This window comes from Cobetia sp. (assembly GCF_983723665.1).
Genome location: NZ_CFDJES010000037.1, coordinates 1 through 24,303 on the forward strand (window position 1 = coordinate 1; position 24,303 = coordinate 24,303).

Annotated in this window: 20 protein-coding genes; 4 read left to right on the top strand and 16 right to left on the bottom strand. The window is 66.2% G+C overall.

Annotation, left to right across the window (positions count from 1 at the left end):
• Position 1: 1 nt before the first annotated feature.
• Together dinG and AC4FAH_RS05680 are read right to left on the bottom strand one after the other, a co-directional pair.
• On the bottom strand, positions 2-2,140 hold the full coding sequence (dinG, locus tag AC4FAH_RS05675; protein WP_279837942.1) for an ATP-dependent DNA helicase DinG: 2,139 nt from the start codon (positions 2,138-2,140) through the stop codon (positions 2-4).
• A 217-nt stretch (positions 2,141-2,357) separates the two neighbouring features.
• Positions 2,358-3,662: a DEAD/DEAH box helicase gene (locus tag AC4FAH_RS05680; protein WP_131431459.1), complete on the bottom strand. Its 1,305-nt coding sequence runs from the start codon at positions 3,660-3,662 to the stop codon at positions 2,358-2,360.
• Positions 3,663-4,665: 1,003 nt separating this feature from the next.
• Between AC4FAH_RS05680 and AC4FAH_RS05685 the strand changes: the two genes are divergently transcribed.
• Positions 4,666-4,932 (top strand): hypothetical protein, encoded by a 267-nt coding sequence (locus AC4FAH_RS05685; protein ID WP_043331879.1) that lies wholly within the window; start codon positions 4,666-4,668, stop codon positions 4,930-4,932.
• The gene (gene xthA / locus AC4FAH_RS05690; protein WP_054554994.1) at positions 4,932-5,744 is read left to right on the top strand and encodes an exodeoxyribonuclease III; all 813 of its coding nucleotides are present in this window, start codon (positions 4,932-4,934) and stop codon (positions 5,742-5,744) included. Before AC4FAH_RS05685 ends, xthA begins: the two co-directional genes overlap by 1 nt.
• 137 nt (positions 5,745-5,881) lie before the next feature.
• Here the strand turns inward: xthA and AC4FAH_RS05695 are convergent, their stop codons facing one another.
• The 8 genes from AC4FAH_RS05695 to AC4FAH_RS05730 all read right to left on the bottom strand — a co-directional run bounded on the left by AC4FAH_RS05695 (position 5,882) and on the right by AC4FAH_RS05730 (position 13,472).
• Complete coding sequence (locus AC4FAH_RS05695) at positions 5,882-7,177, bottom strand: hypothetical protein (protein ID WP_490245757.1); 1,296 nt, start codon at positions 7,175-7,177, stop codon at positions 5,882-5,884.
• A gap of 132 nt (positions 7,178-7,309) precedes the next feature.
• On the bottom strand, positions 7,310-8,104 hold the full coding sequence (locus AC4FAH_RS05700) for an energy transducer TonB (protein WP_153635269.1): 795 nt from the start codon (positions 8,102-8,104) through the stop codon (positions 7,310-7,312).
• A gap of 1 nt (position 8,105) precedes the next feature.
• Positions 8,106-8,504, bottom strand: a complete 399-nt coding sequence (locus AC4FAH_RS05705) for an ExbD/TolR family protein (RefSeq protein WP_043331884.1) — start codon at positions 8,502-8,504, stop codon at positions 8,106-8,108.
• Positions 8,497-9,120: a MotA/TolQ/ExbB proton channel family protein gene (locus AC4FAH_RS05710; RefSeq protein WP_153635268.1), complete on the bottom strand. Its 624-nt coding sequence runs from the start codon at positions 9,118-9,120 to the stop codon at positions 8,497-8,499. The genes AC4FAH_RS05705 and AC4FAH_RS05710 overlap by 8 nt, the downstream gene beginning before the upstream one ends.
• Positions 9,113-10,564, bottom strand: coding sequence for a MotA/TolQ/ExbB proton channel family protein (locus AC4FAH_RS05715; RefSeq protein WP_286987241.1), 1,452 nt, complete (start codon positions 10,562-10,564; stop codon positions 9,113-9,115). The genes AC4FAH_RS05710 and AC4FAH_RS05715 overlap by 8 nt, the downstream gene beginning before the upstream one ends.
• Complete coding sequence (locus AC4FAH_RS05720; RefSeq protein ID WP_235506905.1) at positions 10,564-11,475, bottom strand: DUF3450 domain-containing protein; 912 nt, start codon at positions 11,473-11,475, stop codon at positions 10,564-10,566. The genes AC4FAH_RS05715 and AC4FAH_RS05720 overlap by 1 nt, the downstream gene beginning before the upstream one ends.
• A 321-nt stretch (positions 11,476-11,796) precedes the next feature.
• The gene (locus AC4FAH_RS05725) at positions 11,797-12,723 is read right to left on the bottom strand and encodes an electron transfer flavoprotein subunit alpha/FixB family protein (RefSeq protein ID WP_043331885.1); all 927 of its coding nucleotides are present in this window, start codon (positions 12,721-12,723) and stop codon (positions 11,797-11,799) included.
• Positions 12,720-13,472: an electron transfer flavoprotein subunit beta/FixA family protein gene (locus tag AC4FAH_RS05730; protein ID WP_490245758.1), complete on the bottom strand. Its 753-nt coding sequence runs from the start codon at positions 13,470-13,472 to the stop codon at positions 12,720-12,722. Before AC4FAH_RS05730 ends, AC4FAH_RS05725 begins: the two co-directional genes overlap by 4 nt.
• 594 nt (positions 13,473-14,066) lie before the next feature.
• Between AC4FAH_RS05730 and AC4FAH_RS05735 the strand changes: the two genes are divergently transcribed.
• Both AC4FAH_RS05735 and AC4FAH_RS05740 read left to right on the top strand, forming a co-directional pair.
• Positions 14,067-15,710, top strand: a complete 1,644-nt coding sequence (locus AC4FAH_RS05735; protein WP_153635265.1) for an electron transfer flavoprotein-ubiquinone oxidoreductase — start codon at positions 14,067-14,069, stop codon at positions 15,708-15,710.
• Positions 15,711-15,937: 227 nt separating this feature from the next.
• A complete protein-coding gene (locus AC4FAH_RS05740; RefSeq protein WP_490245759.1) occupies positions 15,938-17,173 on the top strand; it encodes a dicarboxylate/amino acid:cation symporter in 1,236 nt (411 codons plus the stop codon).
• Positions 17,174-17,282: 109 nt separating this feature from the next.
• Here AC4FAH_RS05740 and AC4FAH_RS05745 read toward each other — a convergent pair whose 3' ends face one another.
• From AC4FAH_RS05745 to AC4FAH_RS05770, 6 genes are all read right to left on the bottom strand, one after another.
• Complete coding sequence (locus AC4FAH_RS05745; RefSeq protein ID WP_225996472.1) at positions 17,283-18,224, bottom strand: sulfurtransferase; 942 nt, start codon at positions 18,222-18,224, stop codon at positions 17,283-17,285.
• A gap of 113 nt (positions 18,225-18,337) precedes the next feature.
• Positions 18,338-20,917, bottom strand: coding sequence for an ATP-dependent helicase (locus AC4FAH_RS05750; RefSeq protein WP_490245760.1), 2,580 nt, complete (start codon positions 20,915-20,917; stop codon positions 18,338-18,340).
• 106 nt (positions 20,918-21,023) lie between these two features.
• Complete coding sequence (locus AC4FAH_RS05755) at positions 21,024-21,683, bottom strand: DUF1285 domain-containing protein (protein ID WP_153635263.1); 660 nt, start codon at positions 21,681-21,683, stop codon at positions 21,024-21,026.
• Positions 21,684-21,725: 42 nt separating this feature from the next.
• On the bottom strand, positions 21,726-22,559 hold the full coding sequence (locus AC4FAH_RS05760; RefSeq protein ID WP_286987229.1) for a TatD family hydrolase: 834 nt from the start codon (positions 22,557-22,559) through the stop codon (positions 21,726-21,728).
• 110 nt (positions 22,560-22,669) lie between these two features.
• Complete coding sequence (locus AC4FAH_RS05765; RefSeq protein WP_054555002.1) at positions 22,670-23,020, bottom strand: PilZ domain-containing protein; 351 nt, start codon at positions 23,018-23,020, stop codon at positions 22,670-22,672.
• A gap of 278 nt (positions 23,021-23,298) precedes the next feature.
• A complete protein-coding gene (locus tag AC4FAH_RS05770; protein WP_490245761.1) occupies positions 23,299-24,273 on the bottom strand; it encodes a DNA polymerase III subunit delta' in 975 nt (324 codons plus the stop codon).
• Positions 24,274-24,303: the final 30 nt, after the last annotated feature.

Below are 24,303 nucleotides of genomic sequence, written 5' to 3' on the forward strand. Positions count from 1 at the left end.
ATCAGTTCTGGCGCACGCCATCGATCTCGCGCACGAAGGGCGGCAAGGCCTCGATCAACTGCTGACCGTAACGCTTGGTCAGGATGCGTCGATCCAGAATCGTGATACGCCCTTCATCGGCTTCCTTGCGAATCAGGCGCCCACAGGCCTGCACCAGCTTGATCGAGACATCCGGCACCGCGATACGCATGAACGGGTTGCCGCCCCGCGACTCGATCCACTCCGCCAGCGTCGCACCGACCGGGTCATCCGGCACCGCGAACGGCAGCCGCGTGATCACCACGTGGGTCAGATACTTGCCGGGCAAGTCGATGCCCTCAGCGAAGCTCGCCAGCCCGAAGATGATGCTGCCGCGCCCGCCATCCACCGCCTTGCGGTGCTGACTGAGCAGCTCATGCTTGGGCAGACGACTCTGCGCCAGCACCCGCTTGCGGGTCTCGCTGTCCAGCGCCTTGTTGACCGCCGCCAGCTGCTTGCGCGAACTGAACAGCACCAGCACCGCCTCGCGCACATCCAGCGCATTGACGAAGTCGACGATCGCCTGCTCATGCGGACCGGGTGGCGACGGCTCCACCGCCTCGCGCGGGATGGCCAGCACCGCCTTGCCATAATCGAACGGGCTGGGCAGACGCTGATAGCGATAGCGATTGGCCAGGCCCGCGCGCTCCTGCAGGCGCTCGAAGCGATTGAGCGCCGTCAGGGTCGCCGACGTCAGCACCGCACCGAAACAGGTGCCCCACAGATGGCGTGCCAGCGTTTCCGCGGCCGACACCGGACTTGCCGAGACGGTCATCTCCGGCTCGCCATTGAAGCGCTCGAAGGTCAGCCAGCGCGCATGCGGCGGCCCATCGGCAGGGTCGCTCAGGCCGATGGCCTCCCACAGCGCATGGGCCTCCAGCGCACGCCCGTGCAGCAGGGCCACCAGCGGCAGCCAATCCTCGGCATTCTCCTTGGGCAGGCCGGTGGCCTTCTCCGGGTCCAGGCTCTCACGCAGGATGTCGGCGATCTGCTCCAGCGCCCGCGACAGCTCCGCGAAGCCCTTGAGCAGGTTGTGGCCCAGCTCCTTGAGCGCCTCCGGTGCCTGACCGCGCTCGAAGCGATGATTGGTGACGTCCTCGCCGGCCCCATTGGGCAGATCCGCCAGCTGATGCCCCAGCCCGAACACCTCGCCCAGACGCGGCTCGATATCCGCCAGCAACTCGGGCATGCGCGCCAGCAGACGGCCGATGGTCGGCTGACTGCCCAGCGCCGCATTCAGCTCGGTGAGCGACTTCTTGAGGTTGCCCAGCCAGCGCAGCGTCTGATTGATCGGCGTGCGGTGATGGAAGTGATCCAGCGCCTTGTCGGGCAGATGGTGCGCCTCATCGAAGACGTAGATGCAGTCACTGGGCGATGGCAACACCAGCCCGCCGCCCAGCGAGAGGTCCGCCAGCACCAGGTCATGGTTGGCGACGATGATGTCGGCCTGCTCCAGCTGACGACGGGCACGGAAGAAGGCACACGCCGAGAAGTGGCTGCAGCGGCGATTGGTGCACTGACGGTGGTCCGTGGTCAGACGCGCCCAGTCACGGTCCTCGACCTGCAACGGCCAGCTGTCGCGGTCTCCTGCCCACTCGCCGCTGGCATAGTCCTCGGCCATCTTGCCGGCCAGCTCCACGAAGCTGCCGCCGTCGCTGGCGATCATGTCACGCTCGAACAGCGCCATGGTCGGGTTGTCCTCGACACCTTCCAGCGCCTGATCCAGCTTCTGCACGCACAGGTAACGGCGACGGCCCTTGGCCAGGGCGTAGTCGAAGCTCAGCCCCGAATGCTTCTTGAGCGCCGGCAGGTCCTGATGCATGACCTGCTCCTGCAGCGCGATGGTCGCGGTCGAGACCACCAGCCGCTTGCCACGCGCCTTGGCCACCGGCAGTGCGGAGAGCAGATAGGCCAGCGTCTTGCCGGTGCCGGTACCGGCCTCCAGCACGCAGACATGCTCGTTGCCGAGGCGATAGCCTTCCGGATTCTGCTCGATGTTGCCCAGGGTGCGCGCGATCTCGGCGATCATCAGCCGCTGCCCGTAGCGCGGCGTCAGTTCAAGACCCTCGAGCAACTTGCGATAGGCGCCCTGAATCTCGCCCTTGAGGCTATCTTCCAGCATTGCGTGTCTCTCTCCTCAACTGGCCATCCACCCCTGACCCACGACATCCGCTCGACAACAACTGGCAACTGGCTGCTTGTCGTCGAACCTGCGGGTCATGGAGCGCAAGACGGCGAACAGCCTGAGCTGTCCGCCGTCTTTGCGTGCTACTGCCATCTACCTCGACTGCCCTGCGCGGCCGGCCAGCTTTCTGTGACCGGTCGGAGGCAAGCAGACGTTACAGCAGGCCCTGGGGCGGCTGCTGACGCGGCAGCGTTTCCTGCAGGTAGTCTTCGATTTCCGGCAGTGAGAAGACATCTTCCTCACCGACGAAGCTGATCAAGGTCACATCGCTGAAGCTTGCACGGTGGACGTAGTCCTCCGGCACTTCCGGCAGCGTGAAGTTGATCGCATGGGTCGCGTCCTCGAGTGCGAAGCCACGCCCGGCGACATCGCTGACCACCAGCACCTTGAGCTTGCCGTTGCGGAAGGCCTCATGGGCTTCCAGGCGCTCGGTCTGGGTCTCGGCGCCGGACATCACCGCCGACTCGATACCGGCTTCCTTGAGCGCGGCGTTGATCTTGCGCACCAGCCCACGGCTATTGCCGAAGACCACGGAGCGCTCCATCTCGCCCTGCTTCACCAGATTGATCAACAGACGCAGCTTGTCATCATCGCTCACGGTGTAGGTCTGCACGGCGTCGTTGTCCGCCGCGATGGCAGCCGTCGCTTCGTGCTCGACCGCGACCTGAGTCGCCTCATGCGTCCACTGCTCGGCCAGCCCCAGCACGTCGGAAGACAGCTCGGCGGAGAACAGCAGCGTCTGGCGCTCTTCCGGACGCGGCGTGGCGCGGATGATGCGCTTGACGTCGGGGATGAAGCCCATCGACAGCATGCGGTCCGCTTCGTCGACCACCAGCACCTCGGTCTCGGAGAGATCGACATCGCGCTTGGTATGGAAATCGAGCAGGCGGCCTGGCGTGGCGACCAGCAGGTCGACCTTGCGCTCGAGGCGTTCACGCTGCTTCTGGTAGTCCATGCCACCCACCACGCAGGCCACCGAGATGCGCGCGAATTCGGAGAACGCCTTGGCGTCCTTCTCGATCTGCAGCGCAAGCTCACGGGTCGGCGCGATGATGACGGCACGCGGCGCGCCCGGCTTCTGGCCTTCCGGCGCCTTCTCTTCCAGGAAGTAGGCCAGGGTAGCGATCAGGAAGGCGGCGGTCTTGCCGCTGCCGGTCTGGGCACGACCGACCACGTCACCACCCAGCAGTGCCTTCTCGAAGGTCTGGGCCTGGATCGGGGTGCAGTATTCAAAGCCGGCCTTCTGGATGGCACGCATCAGCGGCAGCGGCAGATCGAAATCATGGAAGCGCCACTGGCCAGCGACCGGCGCGACCGGGAACTGATCGAGGTTCCACTTGGACTGGGAGCGACGCGGCTTGCGACGACGACGCTTGGGCTTTCTCGGCTTCTGGTTCGGGTCCTGCGGCTCTTGCTGAGTCTGCTCAGCGGCTGGCTGGGTCTGATCCGTCTCGCTCATGTAATCCGTTCTTTTCAAGGGTTCATATGCGACAGGCGCGGGTCGTTCTCGGAATCTCGCCGTGACAGGCCACACCCGGTTGGTTCGTCATGCCCAGTCGTCTCACCTGGTTCGCCTGACTCGCGCCTGATGCGCGGTAGTCTCGGGCTGCATGCGCCTTTACCGGATTGGGAGCCATCCCCCGCCCTTCTGCGGCAACACCCCCTGGGTGTGCGTCTCCGGGGCCACGCAGGCCTCGGGTGCAGAAGGACACGAATGCTCTCACCTGTTCTTGACGGATTCACGCATCCAGCGCTCCCCTGCCCGAATGTTCGGCAAGGGACTGGAGCGGACGTCTGCCATGAGGGTCTGCTCACGTGGCACCGGTCATGTCATCGCCGGGCTCACGCAACGGACAGGCTCATGGGTCGCCACAAGGACGGCCGATACTGCGTGTCGGTCGAAAGGGCTTCTTCATCGAGCGGGCATCAGGCTGCCGGGCAACCTTGGCCACGCCACGGGACAGTTCGCCGCCGCCCGTCTGTCTATCTGTCTGGGCCGGGGCGGCGTACCTGCCAGGGTCATTCAGGTAACACTCATATATTGCATATTGCATGTCGCTGGCACGGGCAATGGCAGCAAGACTGGCGCGTCCGGCAAGCCGTTGTCTCTGACATGCGTGAGGGGAAGCGCGCCCCGAGGGGCAGGCGACCCGCCATCGTGCATGAGACACAAGGCGCCGATTCAAGCGGCCAGTCACGCACCTCACCTGCGGGCAGCGACGATAACGCCGACATATTGTACCAGCCCGCCGGCGTCTTCGCGCCCCTGCATCATGACGCACTCGGCGCGAGACATCCTCGCGTGCACGACACGCGATGCCTCTCACCACGACGCCCCTCATGGCACCCGCCCCATGCAGGCTGGTAGAATGCCCGACAACTGATGCGGTTGCCCGCGTGCCGCGGCCTTGCCGTGCGACTCAAGGCTGGCGACTGCCGACACCGAACAGGAAAGCCCGAAGATGACACGTAGAAAGAAGAGCCGCTCCATCGCCGACAAGGTGCAGATTCGTACCGGCCGCCGCAAGGACTTCAAGAAGTGGCGCGCCGAGAACCCGGACCAGGTGCATTCCGGCCCGCGTTACGTGGCCAAGAAGAAGGACCAGCGCAAGTCCCAGGCTGCCGCCAAGCTGGAACGCATGAACGCGGCGCCGCTTTTGCCGCTGCACCCTGATGCGCCGGCAAAGGAAGACAGCTCCTCCAAGGATGATGGTGGAGGCGAAGCGTGATGCGCCTGATTTCCTTCAACATCAACGGCATCCGTGCGCGTCCGCATCAGCTGGAAGCGCTGATCGAGACGCATCAGCCGGAAGTCATTGGCCTGCAGGAAACCAAGGTGCAGGACAGTGAATTCCCCCACGCGCACATCGAGGCGCTGGGCTATCACGTGGTGTGGCACGGCCAGAAGGGTCACTACGGCGTCGCGATGCTGACCCGTCAGGTGCCGAAGAAGGTGCACTACGGCATGCCGGATGACGACGAGGATGCCCAGAAGCGCATGATCGGCGTCGAGATCGACGGCCCGAATGGCGAGCCGCTGATCGTCTACAACGGCTACTTCCCCCAGGGCGAGAATATCGAGCACCCGGTGAAGTTCCCCTACAAGACGCGCTTCTATCAGCAGCTGTTCCGCCTGCTGGAAGAAGACCACCAGCCCGAGCAGCATGTGGTGGTGATGGGCGACTACAACATCTCGGCCACCGACCGCGACATCGGCATCGGCGAGCCCAACCGCAAGCGCTGGCTGCGCGAAGGCAAGACCAGCTTCCAGCCCATCGAGCGCGAGTGGATGGAGCGCCTCTACGCCTGGGGCCTGACCGACAGCTTCCGCCACGTGCACCCGGAAGTCGATGACCAGTTCAGCTGGTTCGACTACCGCTCACGCGGCTTCGAGCGTGAGCCCAGGCGCGGCCTGCGCATCGACCTGATCATGACCAGCCCCGGCCTGACTCCGCTGATCAAGGATTCCGGTGTCGACTACGCACTGCGCGGCATGGAAAAGCCGTCGGATCACGCCCCAGTGTGGACCGATATCGGCTGATGCGCTGAGCAACGCCAGCGCGAACACGATCGCCAGACACGCAAACGCCGCCTTTCCCGTCTCAGGACGATCAGGAAAGGCGGCGTTTTCGTTGCAGTGATACTCAGGCAGCGCTGGGTCGTAAGCGTCTTACGTCATCAGCGCTGCGCGACGGATTTCAACCAGGCATCGGCCCCTTCGGCGCCACGCGCCTGAGCCTTCTTGAAAGCTTCACGCGCAGGGTCGAACTGCTCCAGCTGACTGGCGACCACGCCGGAGAGCAGCCAATGACGCGCCGAGTCATCGCCACGCTCACCGGCCGCGGCCAGCGCCTGCTGCGCCGTTTCCCAGCGGCCCCAGTCATAGGCAAGCTCGGCATACTGCCGGGCATCCTCGAGTGACTGGCTCTGCTGCGAGACGGCTGCCCACGCCTTGAGCGCATGCTCGACATCGCGCGCCGCCGTCCAGGCCTGCGCCAGCTGGCGACGCAGCGCCGGGGTATCGTCAAGCAGCGGCTGCCCCTCGGGTGTCGCGGATTTCGAGAGCCCCGCCTTGATCAGCTCCGCCGCCCGTGCCGGCGCACCGGCCGCCAGCTGCAGGTCGACTCGCTGCTGATAGGCATCACTGCCGCTGACGATCCCCGCTGCCCATGCCGCTTCCCAGGTACTGGCGGCGCGGGTGTTCTGGTTGAGGCGCTGATAGAGCGCCACGGCACGCTGCCAGTCCTGCGGATCGCGTGACTCGCCCAGCCCCTGCTCGACCAGCGCCACCGCCGCGCCATGGCGGCCGGTCTGCTGATAGACACTGACGGCCAGCTTCAGGCGATCACCGCTCGGCGCACTCGCCTTGCTGGCACGCTCCAGCCAGTCCTCGGCGCGCGCCCAGTCACCACGGTTGGCTTCCAGACTGACCGCCAGCCACAGGTCATCGGCACTCGCCGAGCCGCCGTGCAGATATTCCGCCAGACGAGCGATACCGCTATCGCGCTCCCCGGCGCGCAGGCGCAGCATCGCTTCACGACGCAGCCACTCGCGAGCCTGGGAGGCATTGACGCCCGGCAGGCGACGCGCCTCGGCATACAGACGCGCCGCCTGGGCCTGATCGCCCTGGCGCGCACGCGCACTGGCCGCCAATGACAGATACAGCGCACGCACTTCACCACGCTGGCGCTTGGCCTCACGCTCGGCGCGCTCACCGACCGCGTCATAATCGCCTTCATCCAGCCGTGACTGCAGCGTACGCAACTGCCCCGCCACTTCGGCGGAGACGCGCGTCGCCGCATGGGCCGCACTGATGCCACCAACTTCCATCATCAGCATCAGGCAGGTCGAGACCAGCGTCACGCGGGTGAGTCGGCGCCCGCCGCGTGTCAGCAGCTGGCGCGCCCGCGCCATCAGGCCTCGCGATCGCTCAGCGCTGTCGGCGTCCTGCGGCGGTGTGGATTTCGCTACCATGAGTCTTTCCTCTTGCGTTCATCGCTGCCATGACCCGGCGCATTGCCGATAAGTCCACGGCATCAGAGATGACGACATATGACACACATCAGACACCCGATGAAAGCCCGCGCCATGGGGTCATGGGTTGCCTCAACGCAACTGGAACTCGAGCCGCTGGCGCGCCTGGCGCGCATTGCCCGCGGCCGGGAATTCCCAGCGCGCGATCGCCTTCATCGCCGCCCGGTCAAACACGCCCGACGGCTCGGCACGCACCACCCGCAGCGAGCCGCCATCGACATTGCCGTCCGGACGAATCACGAAGGCCACCTCGACGAAGCCCTCAATGCCGCGGCGACGCGCGCGACTCGGATATTCGGGAGCGGTGCGCACGGTGGGCCGCGGTGAACCACCCTGCGCCGCCGGGGCCGCCTTGGGCTTTGACGGCTTCGCCGCGGCCTGTGACGACGCATCAGACGCCGACTGCGCCGATGAAGCGGCCTCGGCCTGCCTGGCGACCGCCTTGGGTTCCGGCTTGGCCTTGGGTGCCGGTTTCGGCGTCGGTTTCGGCTTGGGGGTCGGTTTGGGCGGACGCTCGACTTCCAGCGGCGGCAGGCTGTCATCCATGGTCAGCTCTGGCGTCGGCGGCAATGGCGTCTTGACCTCGGGAATCGCCACCGGGCTTGTCGCCTTGGGCGCCGGCATCGGGGCTGCCTTGGGTGGCGGCGGTGGCTCGGCCGGCGGCGTGGGCAGACTTTCACTCGCCGCCGGTGCGGGCTCCGGCGCCTCTTCAGGCGCCTGAACGGTGGAGACCGACAGCGGCTCCGGTGGCGGCGTGTCGTTCACCGGCGGCGCAACCAGCAAGGCCAGCGCATAGAACAGCACCAGCGCCAGCAAGGCGCCGCCGACAAGCCCGACGAGTCGATTGGCATACAGGCGTCGCGTCATGTCATTCGCCCTTCGAGGCGGCGACCGCGATGTCCTGCACACCCGCGTTGCGCAGTGCATCCATCGTCTCGACCAGCAGACCGGTCTGTGAGCGGCTGTCGGCCTGGATCACCACCGGCTGACCATCGGCAAGATCGGCCACGGCGTCGCCGACGCGATGGGCATCCACCGGCTTGCCGTCGACCCACACCGCGCCCTCGGCGGTGATGGCGACCATGACCGCCGCGTCAGGGCGCGCCGTGGCGTTGGAGGCTTCCGGACGCTGGATCTCGACCCCGGACTCCTTGACGAAGCTGGTGGTGACGATGAAGAAGATCAGCATGATGAAGACGACATCCAGCATCGGCGTCAGATTGATCTCGCCGCTGTCTTCCGCGGCCTCCATGCGACGTCTACGCATGTGGTGTCTCGCTTGTATCAGAGGAGGAATCAAAACCGTTCGCAGCGGACATGCCGGAACGTGCATCGTCGACGGCGCGCGCCAGACGGTCGTGCAGGCGCTGGTCTTCACGACGCACCACGCGCTCGAAGCGCGTGACGAACATCAGGCCCACCACCGCGACCGCCATGCCGGCCAGCGTCGGCAGCGTGGCGCGTGCCACACCATCGGCCATGGCACGCGCCTGGCCGGTGCCGGCGATCGCCAACGAATCGAAGACATGGATCATGCCGGTCACGGTGCCCAACAGGCCTGCCAGCGGACAGATCAGCACCAGCAGCTTGAGCCACGGCAGCGGCGCGCGCAGGCGTGACAGCAGCTCACGGGTCAGCACTTCGCGATGGGTGAGCGCCGACCAGCTGTGGTGCTCGCTGCGCGCCACCCAGTCGTGGATCAACCGCTGACGCGCCGGACGATGCACGAGCCGCCAGTAGAGGCCGCGTTCCAGCGCCAGCCCGAACAGCACCATGGCGATCAGGCAGATCACCACGATCAGCGGGCCACCGCTTTCCACCAGCCGCATCACTGGCGCGAAGCCACCGCTCAGCAAGGAAGAGGCGGCCAACGAATCAGGCATGCTCGGTATCCCGCTGACGCGCCGCCGCGCTGGCAGCCTTGCTCGGGGCGCGCTTCTCGAGGTGATCGGCCAGACGTGCACTGGCGCGGCCCTCGAGGCGGCCCATCAGGCCCTTGGACAGACTGGAAAGCCCGGTCTGGGCGAACAGCAGCGGCACGGCGGTCACCAGACCCAGCACGGTGGTCACCAGCGCCTGGGAGATACCGCCGGCCATCAATTTGGGGTCGCCGGTACCGAAGACAGTGATCGACTGGAAGGTGCCGATCATGCCGGTCACGGTACCCAGCAGACCCAGCAGCGGCGCGATGGCAGCCAGCAGCTTGACCAGCGCCTGGCCACGTTCGAGCCTGGGCTGCTCGGCCAGCAATGCCTCATCGAGACGGGCTTCGAGCGCTTCCGGCTCGTGATCGTGGCGCATGCCTTCAAAGCGATGCAGCACACGGCCCAGCGGGTTGTCGTCACTGAGCTGGCTCAGGTAGGCTTCCTGACGCTTGACCGCCCGGCGGGTCAGCGACAGACGCACCAGCTGGATCAGCGCGATGATCAGGCCCAGCACGCCCAGGCCGACGATGACATAACCGACGGCGCCGCCCTGCTTGAGGCGCTCACCGAGACGCGGTGCCCGCGCCAGCGCCTGGGTGACATCGCCACCGGTGGGGTCGAAGCTCAGGCGATCACTGTCGCCGGCATCGAAGGCCGCCAGCTGCTTGCGAATGCGCAGCGGCGTGGTACCCGCAAGGCCGAGGGTGTCCAGCGCCGAGGGGCCATCCACGGCCTTGTCTTCCGACAGCGGCGCCAGCAGGTGGCGACCACTGAAGGCCATCTGCTCGCCGACGCGCACGATCTCACGCGGCTTGATGCTGCCATCCGGCCCGGCCAGCGGTGCCTGGAAGCGCAGCGCGCGACCGCTTTCGGTGGCGATGCTGCGGATGTCCGCGGTCAGGGCGGCGAGTCGCTCGCGGCCCGGCACCTCATCGCGCGGCCCCAGGTCCGGCAGACGCGCCTGGCCGCCGACCAGCAGCCAGTTGCCCGCCAGGGCTTCACGCGTCTCGCGGGCATGCTTGCGTGCCACCTCGAATACCTGACCGAGATCGCCCTGCTGGGCCTGACGCTCTTCGTCCAGACCGCTGAGGGTCGCCTGTTGTTCCTGCGCTTCGGCCTCGAGGGTCGCGCGCGTCTCGCGCAGGCTGTCACGCCGCGCCTCGGCCTCGCTGACCGCCGCTTGCAGTGCCTCGCGATCCGACAACAGGGTGTCGAGACGCGCCTGATCGCGGCCTTCGGCCTGACTGGCGGCCTGTTCGAACTGCTCGACGCTCAATGACTGCTCGGCACTGCCGGTCGCCGCCAGCACGGCGGGAGATGACAATGTCAGCAGCCCCAAGGTGCCGGCCGTCAGCAACAGGCGTGACAGAGACGCACGTGGCGCTTGTGAATTCGTCGCCATCAGCTGGACTCCTGCGCGGTACGGGTAGTGGTGGTACGTGTGCTGGTGACTGCCGCGGCAGCCTGATCGGCGCTCTCGAGCGCGGACTGCGACAGGCGCCCCTTCGGAGCCAGCTCGACGTCCTCGACCGGCACCGACAGCGGCAGGGTCACCAGTGACGGTGCCTGCTGGTCACGCGCCATGCTGATGCCCTTGCGCAGCGCTTCCAGGCCGCTGTCATCCAGCACCTGCCAGCTGCCATTTCTGGCCTGCCAGGCGCCACCATGCTGACCATCCAGCGTCAGGTAATAGAGGCCGACGCGGCCGACACGCAGATACTGCACCTCGGTGTCTTCCCCACCGACCAGCCCAGCGCGCCAGGTATCGAAGCCCTGACCGTAGCTCAGCTCCTGCTGCCAGGCGTTGAGCAGCTGATCGAGGCGCTCGTCATTGCTCAGGCTGGCATTGGAGAGGTTGTCACGCAGACGCTGGACGCGCGCGAGGCGCTCGTCCTTGAGAAACGGCAGATCCTGCTCGATGAAGTCCGCCAGCTCCTCGACCTGCTGACGCAGCAGGCCCGGCAGCGACTCACGCGTGGCCTCGAGATTCTCCAGCGCCGTGCGCTGGCGCTCGATACGCGCCGCGCGGTCAGCATTCAGCGGCGTCAGCTCCGCGGTATAGCTTTCCAGACGCGCGGCTTCCTGACGCGCTTCACGCAGGCGCACCAGCAGCGCACGCGTCTCGTCATCGGCGGCGTCGATGCGCGCCTGCAGCTCACGCTGGGTTTCCTGATGAGTGGCGGCACTGTCACGCAGTGTCTCGGCATGCGCCGGCAATGCGGTGGCTGTCAGCGGTGCAAGCAGCACCAGCGCCGGGAGCAGGCCGCCAAGGGCTCGCACGCACGGGAAGGGGAAAGAAGTCGAACGCCGCACGGACATCTCCTGAAGAACTAGGCTTGGTTGCATCCTCGGTCGCCTGCCAGGCCGCTAGTGGCTTCCGAGTGGAAATGCAAATCACTGGCATGGACGGTATTACAAACAAGAACAATTATCAATTGATCTTGCCTCGCTCTGCCCCATCAGCAGGCCCTGAAACCTGCAATGCAGCGTTGCACTTTTCTCCTGACGCTCTCTCCCCTGCCCTCGCCCCAACCCTTGCCCGCAGACACAAAAAAACACGACCCGCCGAAGCGGGTCGCGTTGATGGGCCAGGCCACCTTGCGGTGTCTCGGCCTCAGCCTTGCAGGGCCTTGCTCAGAGCTTGCCTTCCAGCTCCGGCAGTACCTCGAACAGATCGCCGACCAGGCCGTAATCCGCGACCTGGAAGATCGGCGCTTCGTCGTCCTTGTTGATCGCGACGATGACCTTGGAGTCCTTCATGCCCGCCAGATGCTGGATCGCCCCGGAGATGCCGACGGCGATGTAGAGGTCCGGCGCGACGATCTTGCCGGTCTGGCCGACCTGCATGTCGTTGGGCACGAAGCCGGCGTCGACCGCAGCGCGTGAGGCACCGATGGCGGCGCCCAGCTTGTCGGCGATACCGTTGAGCAGCGCGAAGTTCTCACCGTTGCCCATGCCGCGGCCACCGGAGATCACCACCTTGGCGGAGCCCAGCTCAGGGCGCTCGCTTTCGGCCAGGGTTTCCTCGACGAAGCTCGAGACACCTGCATCCTCGACCACGTCCACGGCCTCGATGGCCGCCTGTCCGTCGAGCGCGACCGGATCGAAGCCGGTGGCACGCACGGTGATGACCTTGAGCACATCGTCGCTCTTGACGGTGGCGATGGCGTTGCCGGCGTAGATCGGGCGCTGGAAGGTATCGGCGCTCTCGACGGCGATGATCTCGGAGATCTGCGCCACGTCCTTCAGTGCCGCGACACGCGGCATGAAGTTCTTGGCAGTGGTGGAGGCACTGGACAGCACGTGGCTGTAGTCATCGGCCAACGCCACGACCAGTGCCGACAGGTTCTCGGCCAGCTGATGGGCGTAGACGGCATTGTCGGCGACACGCACACGCGCGATGCCGGCAAGCCTGGCGGCCTGCTCGGCGACGGCGCCTACGCCCTCACCGGCGACCAGCACATCGATATCGCCACCGATGGCGGTTGCGGCTGCCACGACACTCGCGGTGCTGCTGGTCAGCTGGCCATCATGATGATCGGCAATGACGAGAATGCTCATGAGATCACCTTTGCTTCGTTCTTGAGTTTGTCCACCAGCTCATCGACGGAGCCGACCTTGATGCCGCCCTGACGCTCGGCCGGCGGCGTGACCTTGACCAGCGACACCTTGGAGGCCGTGGAGACACCCAGCTCTTCCGGCGTCTTGACGTCCAGCGGCTTCTTCTTGGCCTTCATGATGTCCGGCAGCTTGGCGTAGCGCGGCTCGTTGAGGCGCAGGTCAGTGGTGACCACCGCCGGCAGGTTCAGCTTGACGGTCTGCAGGCCGCCATCGATCTCGCGGGTGACACTGACGCTCTCGCCATCGACCACCACTTCGGAGGCGAAGGTACCCTGCCCCATGCCGGTGAGTGCCGCCAGCATCTGACCGGTCTGGTTGTTGTCGGCATCGATGGACTGCTTGCCGAGAATCACCAGGCCGGGCTGTTCTTCCTCGACCACCTTGGCCAGCAGCTTGGCCACGGCCAGCGAGTCGACGGCGTCATCGGTCATCACCTGCACGGCGCGATCGGCACCCAGCGCCAGCGCGGTACGCAGCTGTTCCTGGGCGGCCTTCGGGCCGATGGTGACGGCCACGACTTCGGTCGCCACGCCCTTTTCCTTCAGGCGCACCGCTTCTTCCACGGCGATCTCGCAGAAGGGGTTCATGGCCATCTTGACGTTGGTCAGCTCGACGTCAGACTGGTCAGCCTTGACGCGAATCTTGACGTTGTAATCGATGACGCGTTTCACCGCGACGAGTACTTTCATGGTGTCCTCGCTGATTTCTCATGGAGTACCAGTGACCGTGAGGCCGCCAGCGCTCGATTCATGCAAGCGTTTGATAGGTGAATATCTTCCACAGATGACCGTGATGACAAGTGTCTCGCCACGATATCCGCTGGCACCCGACGGATGAAGTCAGCCAGACCGGCGTGGTTTTCACTCTCCGGGCGCCGCCATTCTCATGCGGGCATCTTGCGCAGAATTGGTTGCCGGGGTCAAACCTGACAATCACTCTCAACACGCCCGAGCGTGAAACCCATCGGGCGATTTCCTGCAACGCCCCCCGGTGGCTATTACGTCAGACCCAAGCATAATAAACAAACGGTCGTTTTAAATGCTACTGTTGCGGCATGCTATGCGGCTGCTTCGCGCCAGCGCCTTGTGTCGAGCGGCCGATCGTCCGTGCAGGACATGGCGTACCAGCGTGAGTCGCACCCCTATTTTCACTCCGGCGAGTCGTGCCCTGACGCACGCCACGCCGGAGGTCCACTGCCCAGCGGACGGCCATGGTCGTTCGTGACACGCCCGCCCCGCCGGATCCGCGGGGCCCTGACGGCGCAAAGATTGAGGAGACGGGTCATGGAACGCGAATTCATGGATTTCGACGTGGTCATCGTCGGTGCCGGCCCTTCCGGCCTGGCGGCGGCCTGCCGACTGATGCAGCAGGCCAACGCGGCCGAGAAGGAGCTGACGGTCTGCGTGGTCGAGAAAGGTTCTGAAGTCGGCGCGCACATCCTGTCCGGCGCCGTGCTCGAACCGCGTGCACTGACCGAGCTGTTCCCCGACTGGGCCGAACGCGGCGCACCGCTCAAGACGGCCGTCACCCGTGACGAGGTCGTGCTGCTCAAGGATGACCAGAAAGCGCAGGTCATCCCCAATGCACTGGTCCCCAGGACCATGCACAATGACGGCAACTACATCATCAGCGCCGGCAACCTGACGCGCTGGCTGGGCGAGCAGGCCGAGGAGCTGGGCGTCGAGATCTTCCCGGGCTTCGCCGCCCAGGAAGTGCTGCATGGTGAAGATGGCACGGTGCGCGGCATCGTGGTCGGTGACATGGGCGTGGCCGCCGATGGCAGCGAGAAGGATGGCCACATGCCGGGCATGGAGCTGCGCGGCAAGTACACCCTGTTCGCCGAGGGCTGCCGTGGCCACCTGGGCAAGCAGCTGATCTCGCGTTTCTCGCTCGACAGCGAAGCGGATGCCCAGCACTACGGCATCGGCTTGAAGGAGCTGTGGGATGTGCCCGCCGAACAGCATCAGCCAGGACTGGTGGTGCACGGCAGCGGCTGGCCGCTCAAGGGCAACGCCGAAGGCGGCTTCTTCCTCTATCACACCGATGACCAGCAGGTGGTGGTGGGACTGATCGTCGATCTCGCCTACGACAACCCGTACCTGTCACCCTTCGATGAATTCCAGCGCATGAAGCAGCACCCGACCCTGGCCCGCCATCTCGAGGGCGGCAAGCGGGTCTCCTACGGTGCGCGCGCCATCGCCAAGGGCGGCCTCAACTGCCTGCCGAAGATGAGCTTCCCGGGCGGTCTGCTGATCGGCTGTGACGCCGGCACGCTCAACTTCGCCAAGATCAAGGGTCTGCACACCGCGATGAAGTCCGGCATGCTGGCGGCGGAAAGCGTGTTCGACGCCATCAAGGGCGGTGACGAAGGCGGTGAAGACCTGGTCGACTTCGGCAAGCGCTTCAAGGACAGCTGGGCCTATGAGGAGCTGGACGCCTCGCGCAGCTTCGGCCCGGCCATGCACAAGTACGGCACCTTCCTCGGTGGCGCCTACAACTTCCTCGACCAGCTGACGGGCGGCCGCCTGCCGACCCTGCATGACACCACACCGGACTACGCGCGCATGCGCCCGGCGGCTGAATGCACGAAGATCGAGTACCCCAAGCCGGACGGCAAGCTGTCCTTCGACAAGCTGTCCTCGGTGTTCCTCTCCAACACCAATCACGAGGAAGACCAGCCGTGTCACCTGCGCCTGTCCGACCCGGAGCTTCCTGTGCGTGACAACCTGCCGCGCTACGCCGAGCCCGCCCAGCGCTACTGCCCGGCCGGTGTCTACGAGATCGTCGAGGAAGCCGGTGAGCCGCAGTTCCAGATCAACTTCCAGAACTGCGTGCACTGCAAGACCTGTGACATCAAGGACCCGGCGCAGAACATCACCTGGGTCGCGCCGGAAGGCGGCGGTGGCCCCAACTACCCCAACATGTAAGCCCCTGCTGCCCGCCAGCTGACAACGCCGCCACTGCCCTGCCGTGGCGGCGTTGTCGTGTCTGGCCCTCCTCATTCCTCAGCGCCGCAGGCGCGGACGCCTTGCGCCCCGTAAGTGCTTCTTGTTTTATTCCAAAACAATCTCAAAGCGATTGTTGATATAACAGCTTCCCGGTAGCACATTAGCCTCCCTCGAATTCAGACTCACGCCATCGCTTCGGAGCCACCATGTCCGTCACACGCCAGATACTGCTCGCCCTGGGGCTGGGCATTCTCAGCGGCCTTGCCCTGAACGCCGGGGCAGGCGCTCTGCCCGAGGGCAGCGTCGCCTGGCTCGACAGCCACCTGCTGACGCCGGTGGGACAGATCTTCCTGCGCCTGCTGCAGTTCGTGGTGGTGCCGATGGTGTTCGGCGCTCTGATCATGAGCCTGACCAACCGCGAAGGCGGCGCCGACGTCGGTCGCCATGCCGGCCGTCTGCTGGGCAGTTACGTGGTCACCAGCGCCGTGGCACTGACACTGGGCATGCTGGTCGCGCATTGGCTGACGCCGGGCAGCGGCGCCGAGAGCCTGGTGGATTCAGCACCTGAAGGACGCAACGCCGACAGCATCGCCCAGTGGCTGGTGGGCCTGGTGCCCAACAACCCCTTCACTGCGCTGGGTGGCGGCGGTCTGCTGCAGGTCATCTTCGCGGCCGCCCTGATCGGGCTGGCGATGCGCGCCCTGCCAAAGGAAAGCGCACCGCTGCATCGCGTGATCGAGAGCGGTTACACCGTCAGCCTCAAGGTGCTGTCCTTCGTGCTCAAGCTGGCGCCGGTGGGGGTCTTCGCGCTGATCACCTCGGTGATCGCCACCCAGGGGCTGGACCTGCTGATGCGCCTGGGCATGTACGTGATCGGCCTGATCATCGCGCTGGCGCTGATGGCACTGCTCTATCTGGTGCTGCTGGCCGTCACCGGTGCCCGCCCGCTGGCCTTCGTGCGCCACTTCGGCCAGAGCCTGGGCTTCGCCTTCGGTACCGCAAGCTCCGGCGCGACCCTGCCGCTGGCGCTGGGCAATGCCCGCGACTACGGCATGAATGAATCCCTGGCCAGCTTCGCGCTGCCCTTCGGCACGGCGCTCAAGCGTGACGGCGCCGCCGTGCTGCAGGGCTTCAATGCGCTGTTCGTGGCGCAGCTGTTCGGCATCGATGTCACCACCTCGCTGGTGATCACCGTGTTCACCACCGGCCTGCTGGTCAGCTTCTCGACGGCTGGTGTGCCGGGTGCAGGGCTGGTCGCGATGACCACCGTGCTGGGCGCGGCAGGGCTGCCGCTGGAAGGTGTGGCCGTGGTCGCCGGGGTGGACCGCTTCACCGATGGCCTGCGCACCGCCCTCAACGTGATGGGCAACTGCGCCAACGCCGCCCTGCTGGAGCGCTTCGATTCGCGCAAGCCCGCCACTGAGCCCAAGACACAAGCGTAAGCACGCACGCAAAGAGTCAGGTAAAGCGCCCCACAAATGACAACGCCCGCCAGAGAACCTCTGGCGGGCGTTGTCATTTGTGGGGCCGTCATCGCGCTGGCGCGTGCGGCTACTTCTCGCTGGCCTCTCCGGTGGCGACCGGACGCGCGGGATCACTGATCCAGTCACTCCAGGAGCCGGCATACAGGCGTGGCAACGGCAGCCCCGCGATCGCGAAGGCCAGGATGTTCTGGCAGGCGCTGATGCCGGAACCGCAATAGGCGATCACCTCGCCCTGCGCCGGCAGCAGGCTGCGCAGCTCACGCATCAGACTCATGCGGTCCTTGAAGCGGCCATTGGCTTCCAGATTGCTGGGGGTCGGCCGGCAGAATGCCCCGGGGATATGGCCTGCCACCGGATCGACCGGCTCCTGCTCACCGCGAAAACGCGCCTCGCCGCGGGCATCCAGCAAGCTGTCATCCGTGGCGGCCACCTCTTGGGCGCTGACCAGCAGGCTGTCATCAAAGCTCGGCTGCCAGTCGCTGGGTGTAGGGCTCACCGGTTGGGCAGGCGCACGCTTGAGCTCGCCCATGGCCTGATTCCAGGCCTGGATGCCGCCATCCAGTACCCGCACATCCGGGTGCCCGGCCCAGGTCAGCATCCACCATAGCCGCGCCGCCGCCATCTGCCCGCCCATGTCGTCATAGACCACCACCTGCTGCTCGGGCGTGATGCCGAGGCGGCGGAACAGCTCGGCCGTCGCCTGATGTGACGGCAGCGGATGCCGCCCGCCCACGCCGTCCTCGCGCACGGCGGCCGACAGATCACGGTCCATATCGACATGGATGGCACCCGGCAGATGGCCTTCACGCCACAGGCGCTCGCCGGCTTCCCCATCGTCGAGACGCGCACGGCAATCCAGCACCACGGGCGACTTGAGGCCCGCCATCGCCAGCTGGGTCACCAGCTGGCTGGCATCGATCAGGGGCGCCTGGCGCTGGTCCGGCACCAGCAGCGATGAGGCGGAGACGGAGGCTGCCGCCAATGCGGCAGGATCGGGATACTGAGCCATGGGAACTCCTTTTCGGGCAGACGAAGATGCATTGGAGGCATGATGGTGCTCGGCGCAAGGCTTGGCAATCGCGCTGCCTTGTCGCCCGAGTCTCAAGTCCGTTGTCACAAGGGTCACAAGGCTGTCAGCGGGGCACGCGTGGCGATCAGGCGGCGCTTGTTGCCATCGGCGAAGCGCACCTCGATCAGCGGATTGGCCTCATTGCCGGAGACCTCTTCGATCACCCCCTCACCGAAGCTCTCGTGACGCAAGCGCTGACCGACCTCCCAATCACCGACGCGTCGCAGCACGGCCGGCTCGCCGCGTGGAGTGCGATTGCCCTGTCGAGCGCCACGAGCATAGGTACCGCCCGAGCTGGACTGGCCTTGCGCAGCCGACTTGCTGGCCGGCTTGCCCGGGGACTTGGCGGCCTTCTTCGGCAGCGCTTCCAGCGTCGGCGGCGTGATGCCGTGACGTGCCAGAGGCAGCCGCGCCAGATAGGCCTCGCCAAGTGCCGGCGCCGCCACACGCAGCCGCTCGTCGCTTCCGTCCGCTGACTCGCGGGCGGCCTCATCGCCGTCGTCGGCCTGCAGACGGGCGAGCTTGGCGCGCTTGCCGGCACCGTGAATCCAGTCACCGAGGCGGGTGCAGTCCTCCACGCACAGCTCGGCCAGGAAGCGGCTTGGCGTATGCGTGCCACCGTCACGCCACAGGTGCAGCTGCTCGCGGGCACGCGTCACGCCGACGTAGCACAGGCGACGCTCCTCCTCGAGGCGCTCCGGCGACAGCGGGTTGTCACGCGAGTAGGCCGGGAAGTCTTCCTCGTTCATGCCCCACAGCCCCACCAGCGGCCACTCCAGCCCCTTGGCCCCGTGCACCGTGGTGATCAGCACGCCGTCGGCGGCGTCCTCGACCGGATTGCGCAGCAGATTGATGAAGGCGTCGGGATCATTGGCCAGCTCCCCTGCCTGCTCGATCAGCACATCCAGCAGGCGCACATCCTCCTCGCCCTTGTCACGCCGGGCCGCGGCGCGGCGCAGCACCTTGTCGGCCTCCAGCTCATCGACCACATGGCGCAGCAGCCGCGCAGGCGCCCAATCGCCCAGCGAGGGCAGATCACACAACAGCTTCCAGCGCTTGTGCAGGTTGCGGCGTTGCAGCGGCTTGAGCCCCTCGAGGATAGGGTCTTCCTTGCGTGGCCAGCGCTGGCTGTCGGCCAGCTGCTGACACAGGCGCTCGAGGCGCTCGCGCGCGACGAAGGCGGTGGGCTGGGTGAACAGCAGCAGCAGGTGCGCCGGGTCGCGCAGACGCGTGGCATCACGCGCCAGCTCCAGATAGCCCGCCAGCGCCTGCACCAGCGGCAGACGGAACACGAAGCGATCCCCCTGCCCCAGCCGGAAGGGAATGCCGGCCTTGAGCAGCTGCAACTGCACCGGTACCGACAGCGCCCAGCTGCGCACCAGCACGGCGGCCTCGGCGCCACTGCGACCCGACTCTCGCCAGGCCGTGAGCGCCGCGACCAGACTGGCGGCGCCCTGGCCTTCGAACAAGCGCGTCGCCGGCGTGCCGGGCGCGGCCAGACACAGCTGGTCCGGACGGCGCGCATTGGCGGCGATGGCGTGATTGGCCGCCAGCGCCAGACGATGACCGTGGCGGAAGGTGTAGCTGAGCGGGAAATCCAGCGGCGCGGCAAAGCTCTCGGCAAAGCGCGTCAGCATGTAGTCAGGCCGCGCGCCACGCCACTCGTAGATGCACTGGTTGGCATCCCCCACGGCCATGACTTCTGCCAAGGCGCCGGAGGCTGCGGGCGACGCTTCGCCGGGCGAGGAAGCTTGGCCGAGCGACGCTTCGCCGACCGACGACTCGCCGAGCGAAGCCTCGCCGGATGGTGCACCCGCCAGCAGCGCCAGCATGCGCTGCTGCGCCTCATTGATGTCCTGATACTCATCGATGATGACGTGCTGCAGATGCCCCTGGATGCGCGCGCGGGTCTCGGGCTCCTTCTCCAGCTGACGCAGCGGGCGATAGAGCAGATCGGCATAGGTCATCTGGCCGTACTGCTCGAGCAACTGCTCCAGCTGAGCGAAGGACTCGACGAAGTGGCCGGTGTGCTCGCCGAGATTCATGCGCTCATACAGCAGCGTCGGCTCGCACATCTCGGCCTTGACCAGATCACAGAACTGGGCGAGCGCTTCGAGGCGCTCGCCTTCCAGCGCTGCCTCACGATCGGCGCGATCGGCATCGCCCAGCGCACGCTGGGCGGCCTGCTTGAGCAGACGCTCCAGCGCCCAGTCCTGCTGGATGAGCTCGCGCGGTTCGAGACTGCCCCAGCGCACCAGGGTGGTGGTCAGGCGATGGCCGATGGAGTGGAAGGTGCGGATGTCGGGCAGCCGAGTGCCCGGTGGAGCCGACTGCGCCAGCTTGGCGACGAAGTCCTCGCGCGCCGAGCGGTTGAACATCAGCACCAGAATCCGCTGCGCCGGAATGCCTTCCGCCAGCAGGCTCAGCACCCGCGCCACCAGCGTGGTGGTCTTGCCGGAGCCCGCCACCGCCGCTACCCGCGCATGCCTCCCACGATGCGCCACCACGGCGCGCTGCTGATCCGTCAGCCGTTGCGTCAGCTGATCGACGGCCAGCGCCAGTGGCGATGCTGCAACGTCTGGCCCGGAGGTTGCGGTGCTGTCGGGCTCGATGGGAGGAAGTGGTGACGACATGAAGACCTGCAATGGCTGACGGCGAGAGAAAAGGAGCGAAGCAGAACGCGAGGGGCATACGGAAGAGAGAGCAGAAGGCGGCAGGCTCAAAAAGGCTCAGACAGGTTCAGACCTCGACCTCATCAGCCGCCAGCTGTCCCAGAATCTGGAAGCGCCCGCCGCTCATGAAGCCAAGTGTCAGGCTGCCGTCTTCCTGCTCATGCGTCTCGGCGCTCTCGAGCAGCCGATAGTAGAGATTGCGGTGCAGGCGCGCGGCAAGGCCGAAGCGCACCGGCACTTCCGGCAACCACAGGCCGTCCGGCGTCTCGCTCAGCGTCAGGCAGGTCTCCCCTTCCAGCCGCACGACATCGCCCTGATCGGTGACCAGCTGCCAGACGTCCGGCTGGGGCTCGGATAGCCCGGACTCTGTCTGTACGGACTCTGTCTGTCCGGGCTCGGCCTCTCCAAGCTCAGTCTGCGCAGAATCGCTCTCGACGCGGGAGCAGTCCACCGCCAGGAAGGGGCGGTCCTCGACCTGGATGGTGACCTTCTCCGCCGGCGTGACCAGGCAGTAGCTGCCATCGGGCTCGCGGCGCAGGACACGCGACAGCATGTGCACCAGTCGCGCACGGCCGATGGGCGTGCCCTCGTGCATCCAGCGCCCGTCGGCACAGATGACGAGGTCCATCTCGCCACAATGCGCCGGGTGCCATTGATCCACCGGCGGCAATGCCTTGCCGCTGGTGGCCTTGTCGCCCAGCTGGGTGAGGATGGCGGCTGGATTCATGACGTTCCCTCCCTGGTGGTCAGATCATGCGGGGTACCACGCTCAATCGATGAGCATACCGCTGCTGGCCAGCGCTTCGCGAACGTTGTCCGGCGCTTCCGGCGCGGCAGCGCGGAACAGGCGATAGAAGTTGGCGGTGGTCTGCATCGCCAGCTCATCGACGGTGATGCCGCGCTCGGCGGCGATGCATTCGGCGACCTCGACCACATTGCCCGGCACATTGGAGGTGCCACGGTACGGCACCGGCGCCAGATAGGGGCTGTCGGTCTCGATCAGCAGGCGGTCCAGCGGGATGGCGCGTGCCAGCTCGCGGACGTGTTCGGCGTTGCGGAAGGTGACGATACCGGAGATGGAGACCATGAAGCCGTGGCCCACCGCGATGCGCGCCATATCCAGATCTTCGGTGAAGCAGTGCAGCACGCCACCGACAGCGGGGTCCGTATGCTGCTTGATCAGCGCCAGGGTGTCTTCGCGCGCTTCGCGGGTGTGGATGATCACCGGCAGCTCGAGCTCACGCGCGGCGATCAGATGGCGCGTGAAGCGCTCGTACTGCAGCTCGCGGCTGACGCTCTCGTAGTGATAGTCGAGGCCGGTCTCGCCGATGGCCACCGCGCCGAAGCGCTCGGCGCACTTCTTGATGTCCTCGACCGTGGGTTCCGGGTCGACCTGATGCAGCGGATGCACACCGGCGGAAATCACCACATCCTCATGCTGCTGGGCGATGGCCGAGATCTCGGGCACATCGTCGAGCGTGACGGCAATGGCGAGGAACTGGTGCACGTGACGGGCGCGCGCGGCGACCAGCACGGCCTCGAGGCTGCCGCCGTGCTCTTCCAGTTTCAGACGATCAAGGTGGCAATGCGAATCGACAAACATCCGGAAACTCTCACTACTGATGGCCACGCGCTGCGCGGCGAAAAACGTGCTCGACCGGCGGGCGCCCATGGCACTGCCGGTCGAGATGATGAAGCGACGCTGCGCTCGCGCTACAGCGTATAGGTCGCGTGACCCTTGCCGAGCATGCCGGCCAGGTGGTTCTCGATATGATCGCGCACCTGGCGGTCCTCTTCACTGAAGTGGATGCCGATCCCGGCAATGCGCCGGCCACTGACGCCCTGCGGGGAAATCCATACCACGCGCCCGGTGACCGGAATGCGCTCGGATTCCTCAGGCAGGGTCAGCAGCAGATAGACCTCCTGGCCCATGGTGTAGCGCTCGGTGGTCGGCACGAAGATGCCGCCGCGCACGAGGGTCGACATGTAGGCGGCCAACAGGGTCTTCTGATCACGAATGGTCAGCGAGAGCGCCTTCTGGCCTTGCTGTGGAGCGGTATCCATCCTTCACCTCCGGCCGGTCTCCCGGCACATGCAGTCCCGTGACGAGCGTCAGCGCTCACATGAGGGCTCACGCTGCGTATCAATGCGTATTCTTCGGCCATTGCCTGCTGTTATCTGACGCAAGGCGAGCAAGCGGCCTGGCTGGCTTCAGTCTAGCCTGCCCGCCTTGCCTCGCGCAGCCTCGTGGCTTTCCACGCGGGAATCGCTCAAGCCTTTCCTCAGCTCTTCGCTCAGACCTTCACTCAGGCCTTCACGCCAGAAAAAAGCCAGCTGCGCATTCAGGAGCGCAGCAAGGCGGCCCAACGCACCAGCCAGGCTTCCAGCACCAGCTGTGGGTTGGGGTTGCCGCCCGCGGCCAGCAGACGGCGCTGCTCGCGGGCGAAGTCCAGCAGCTTGAACCAGTCCTGGGTGCGCCCGTTCTTGACCGCCTGTCTCAGCAGCGGCTCGAGACTGGGGTCACGCAGGTCACTGGCGTTGCCGGACAGGCCCATGCGAATCAGGTCTTCCAGCCAGGCAATACCGTACCACAGCACCTGCGCCAGCGGTTGGCGCTCCAGTCGCCACGCCTCGGCCACCGGCTCACCACCGCGCACCAGCGCATCGAACAGCTCGCGCAAGGCCTGACGCAGCTGACGCTGCTCCGCCTCGCCAAGACGCACCGCCAGCTGCGGCAGACCGCCCGCCATGCGCAGCAGGGCCTGAGCATCCTCGCCCAGCTGCTGCGTGAGCCACGGCAGGCTCTCTTCGGCCGGTGGAATCACCAGCGGCCATTGCTGACAGCGCGAGCGAATGGTCGGCAGCACCCGTGACGGCATGTCGCTGAGCAGAATGAACAGCGTATTGGCGCCGGGTTCCTCGAGGCTCTTGAGCAAGGCATTGGCCGAGGCGATGTTCATCGACTCCGCCGGTTGCAGACGGATGACGCGGTAGCCGCCCTGCTGGGCCGTCTGGGAGACGAAGCGATTGACCTCACGGATCGGGTCGATGCGGATCATCTTGCCGACATCCTGCGGCGCGACCGCCATCAGATCAGGGTGATGCCCGGCCGCCAGCATATGACAGCCATGACATTCACCACAGGCCGCCGCGCCGGGCTTGCCTTGGGCGGTGCGACACAGCACGCGGGCGATCATCGCATCGGCCAGCTCATGCTTGCCAAGCCCCGAGGGCCCGCTGAGCATCACCGCATGCGGCAGGCGACCGTTGTCGTGTACTGCAGTGAAGTGTTGCCACAGCGAATGCTGCCACGGCAGCGGTGAGAAGCTCGAAAGCGTGACACCACT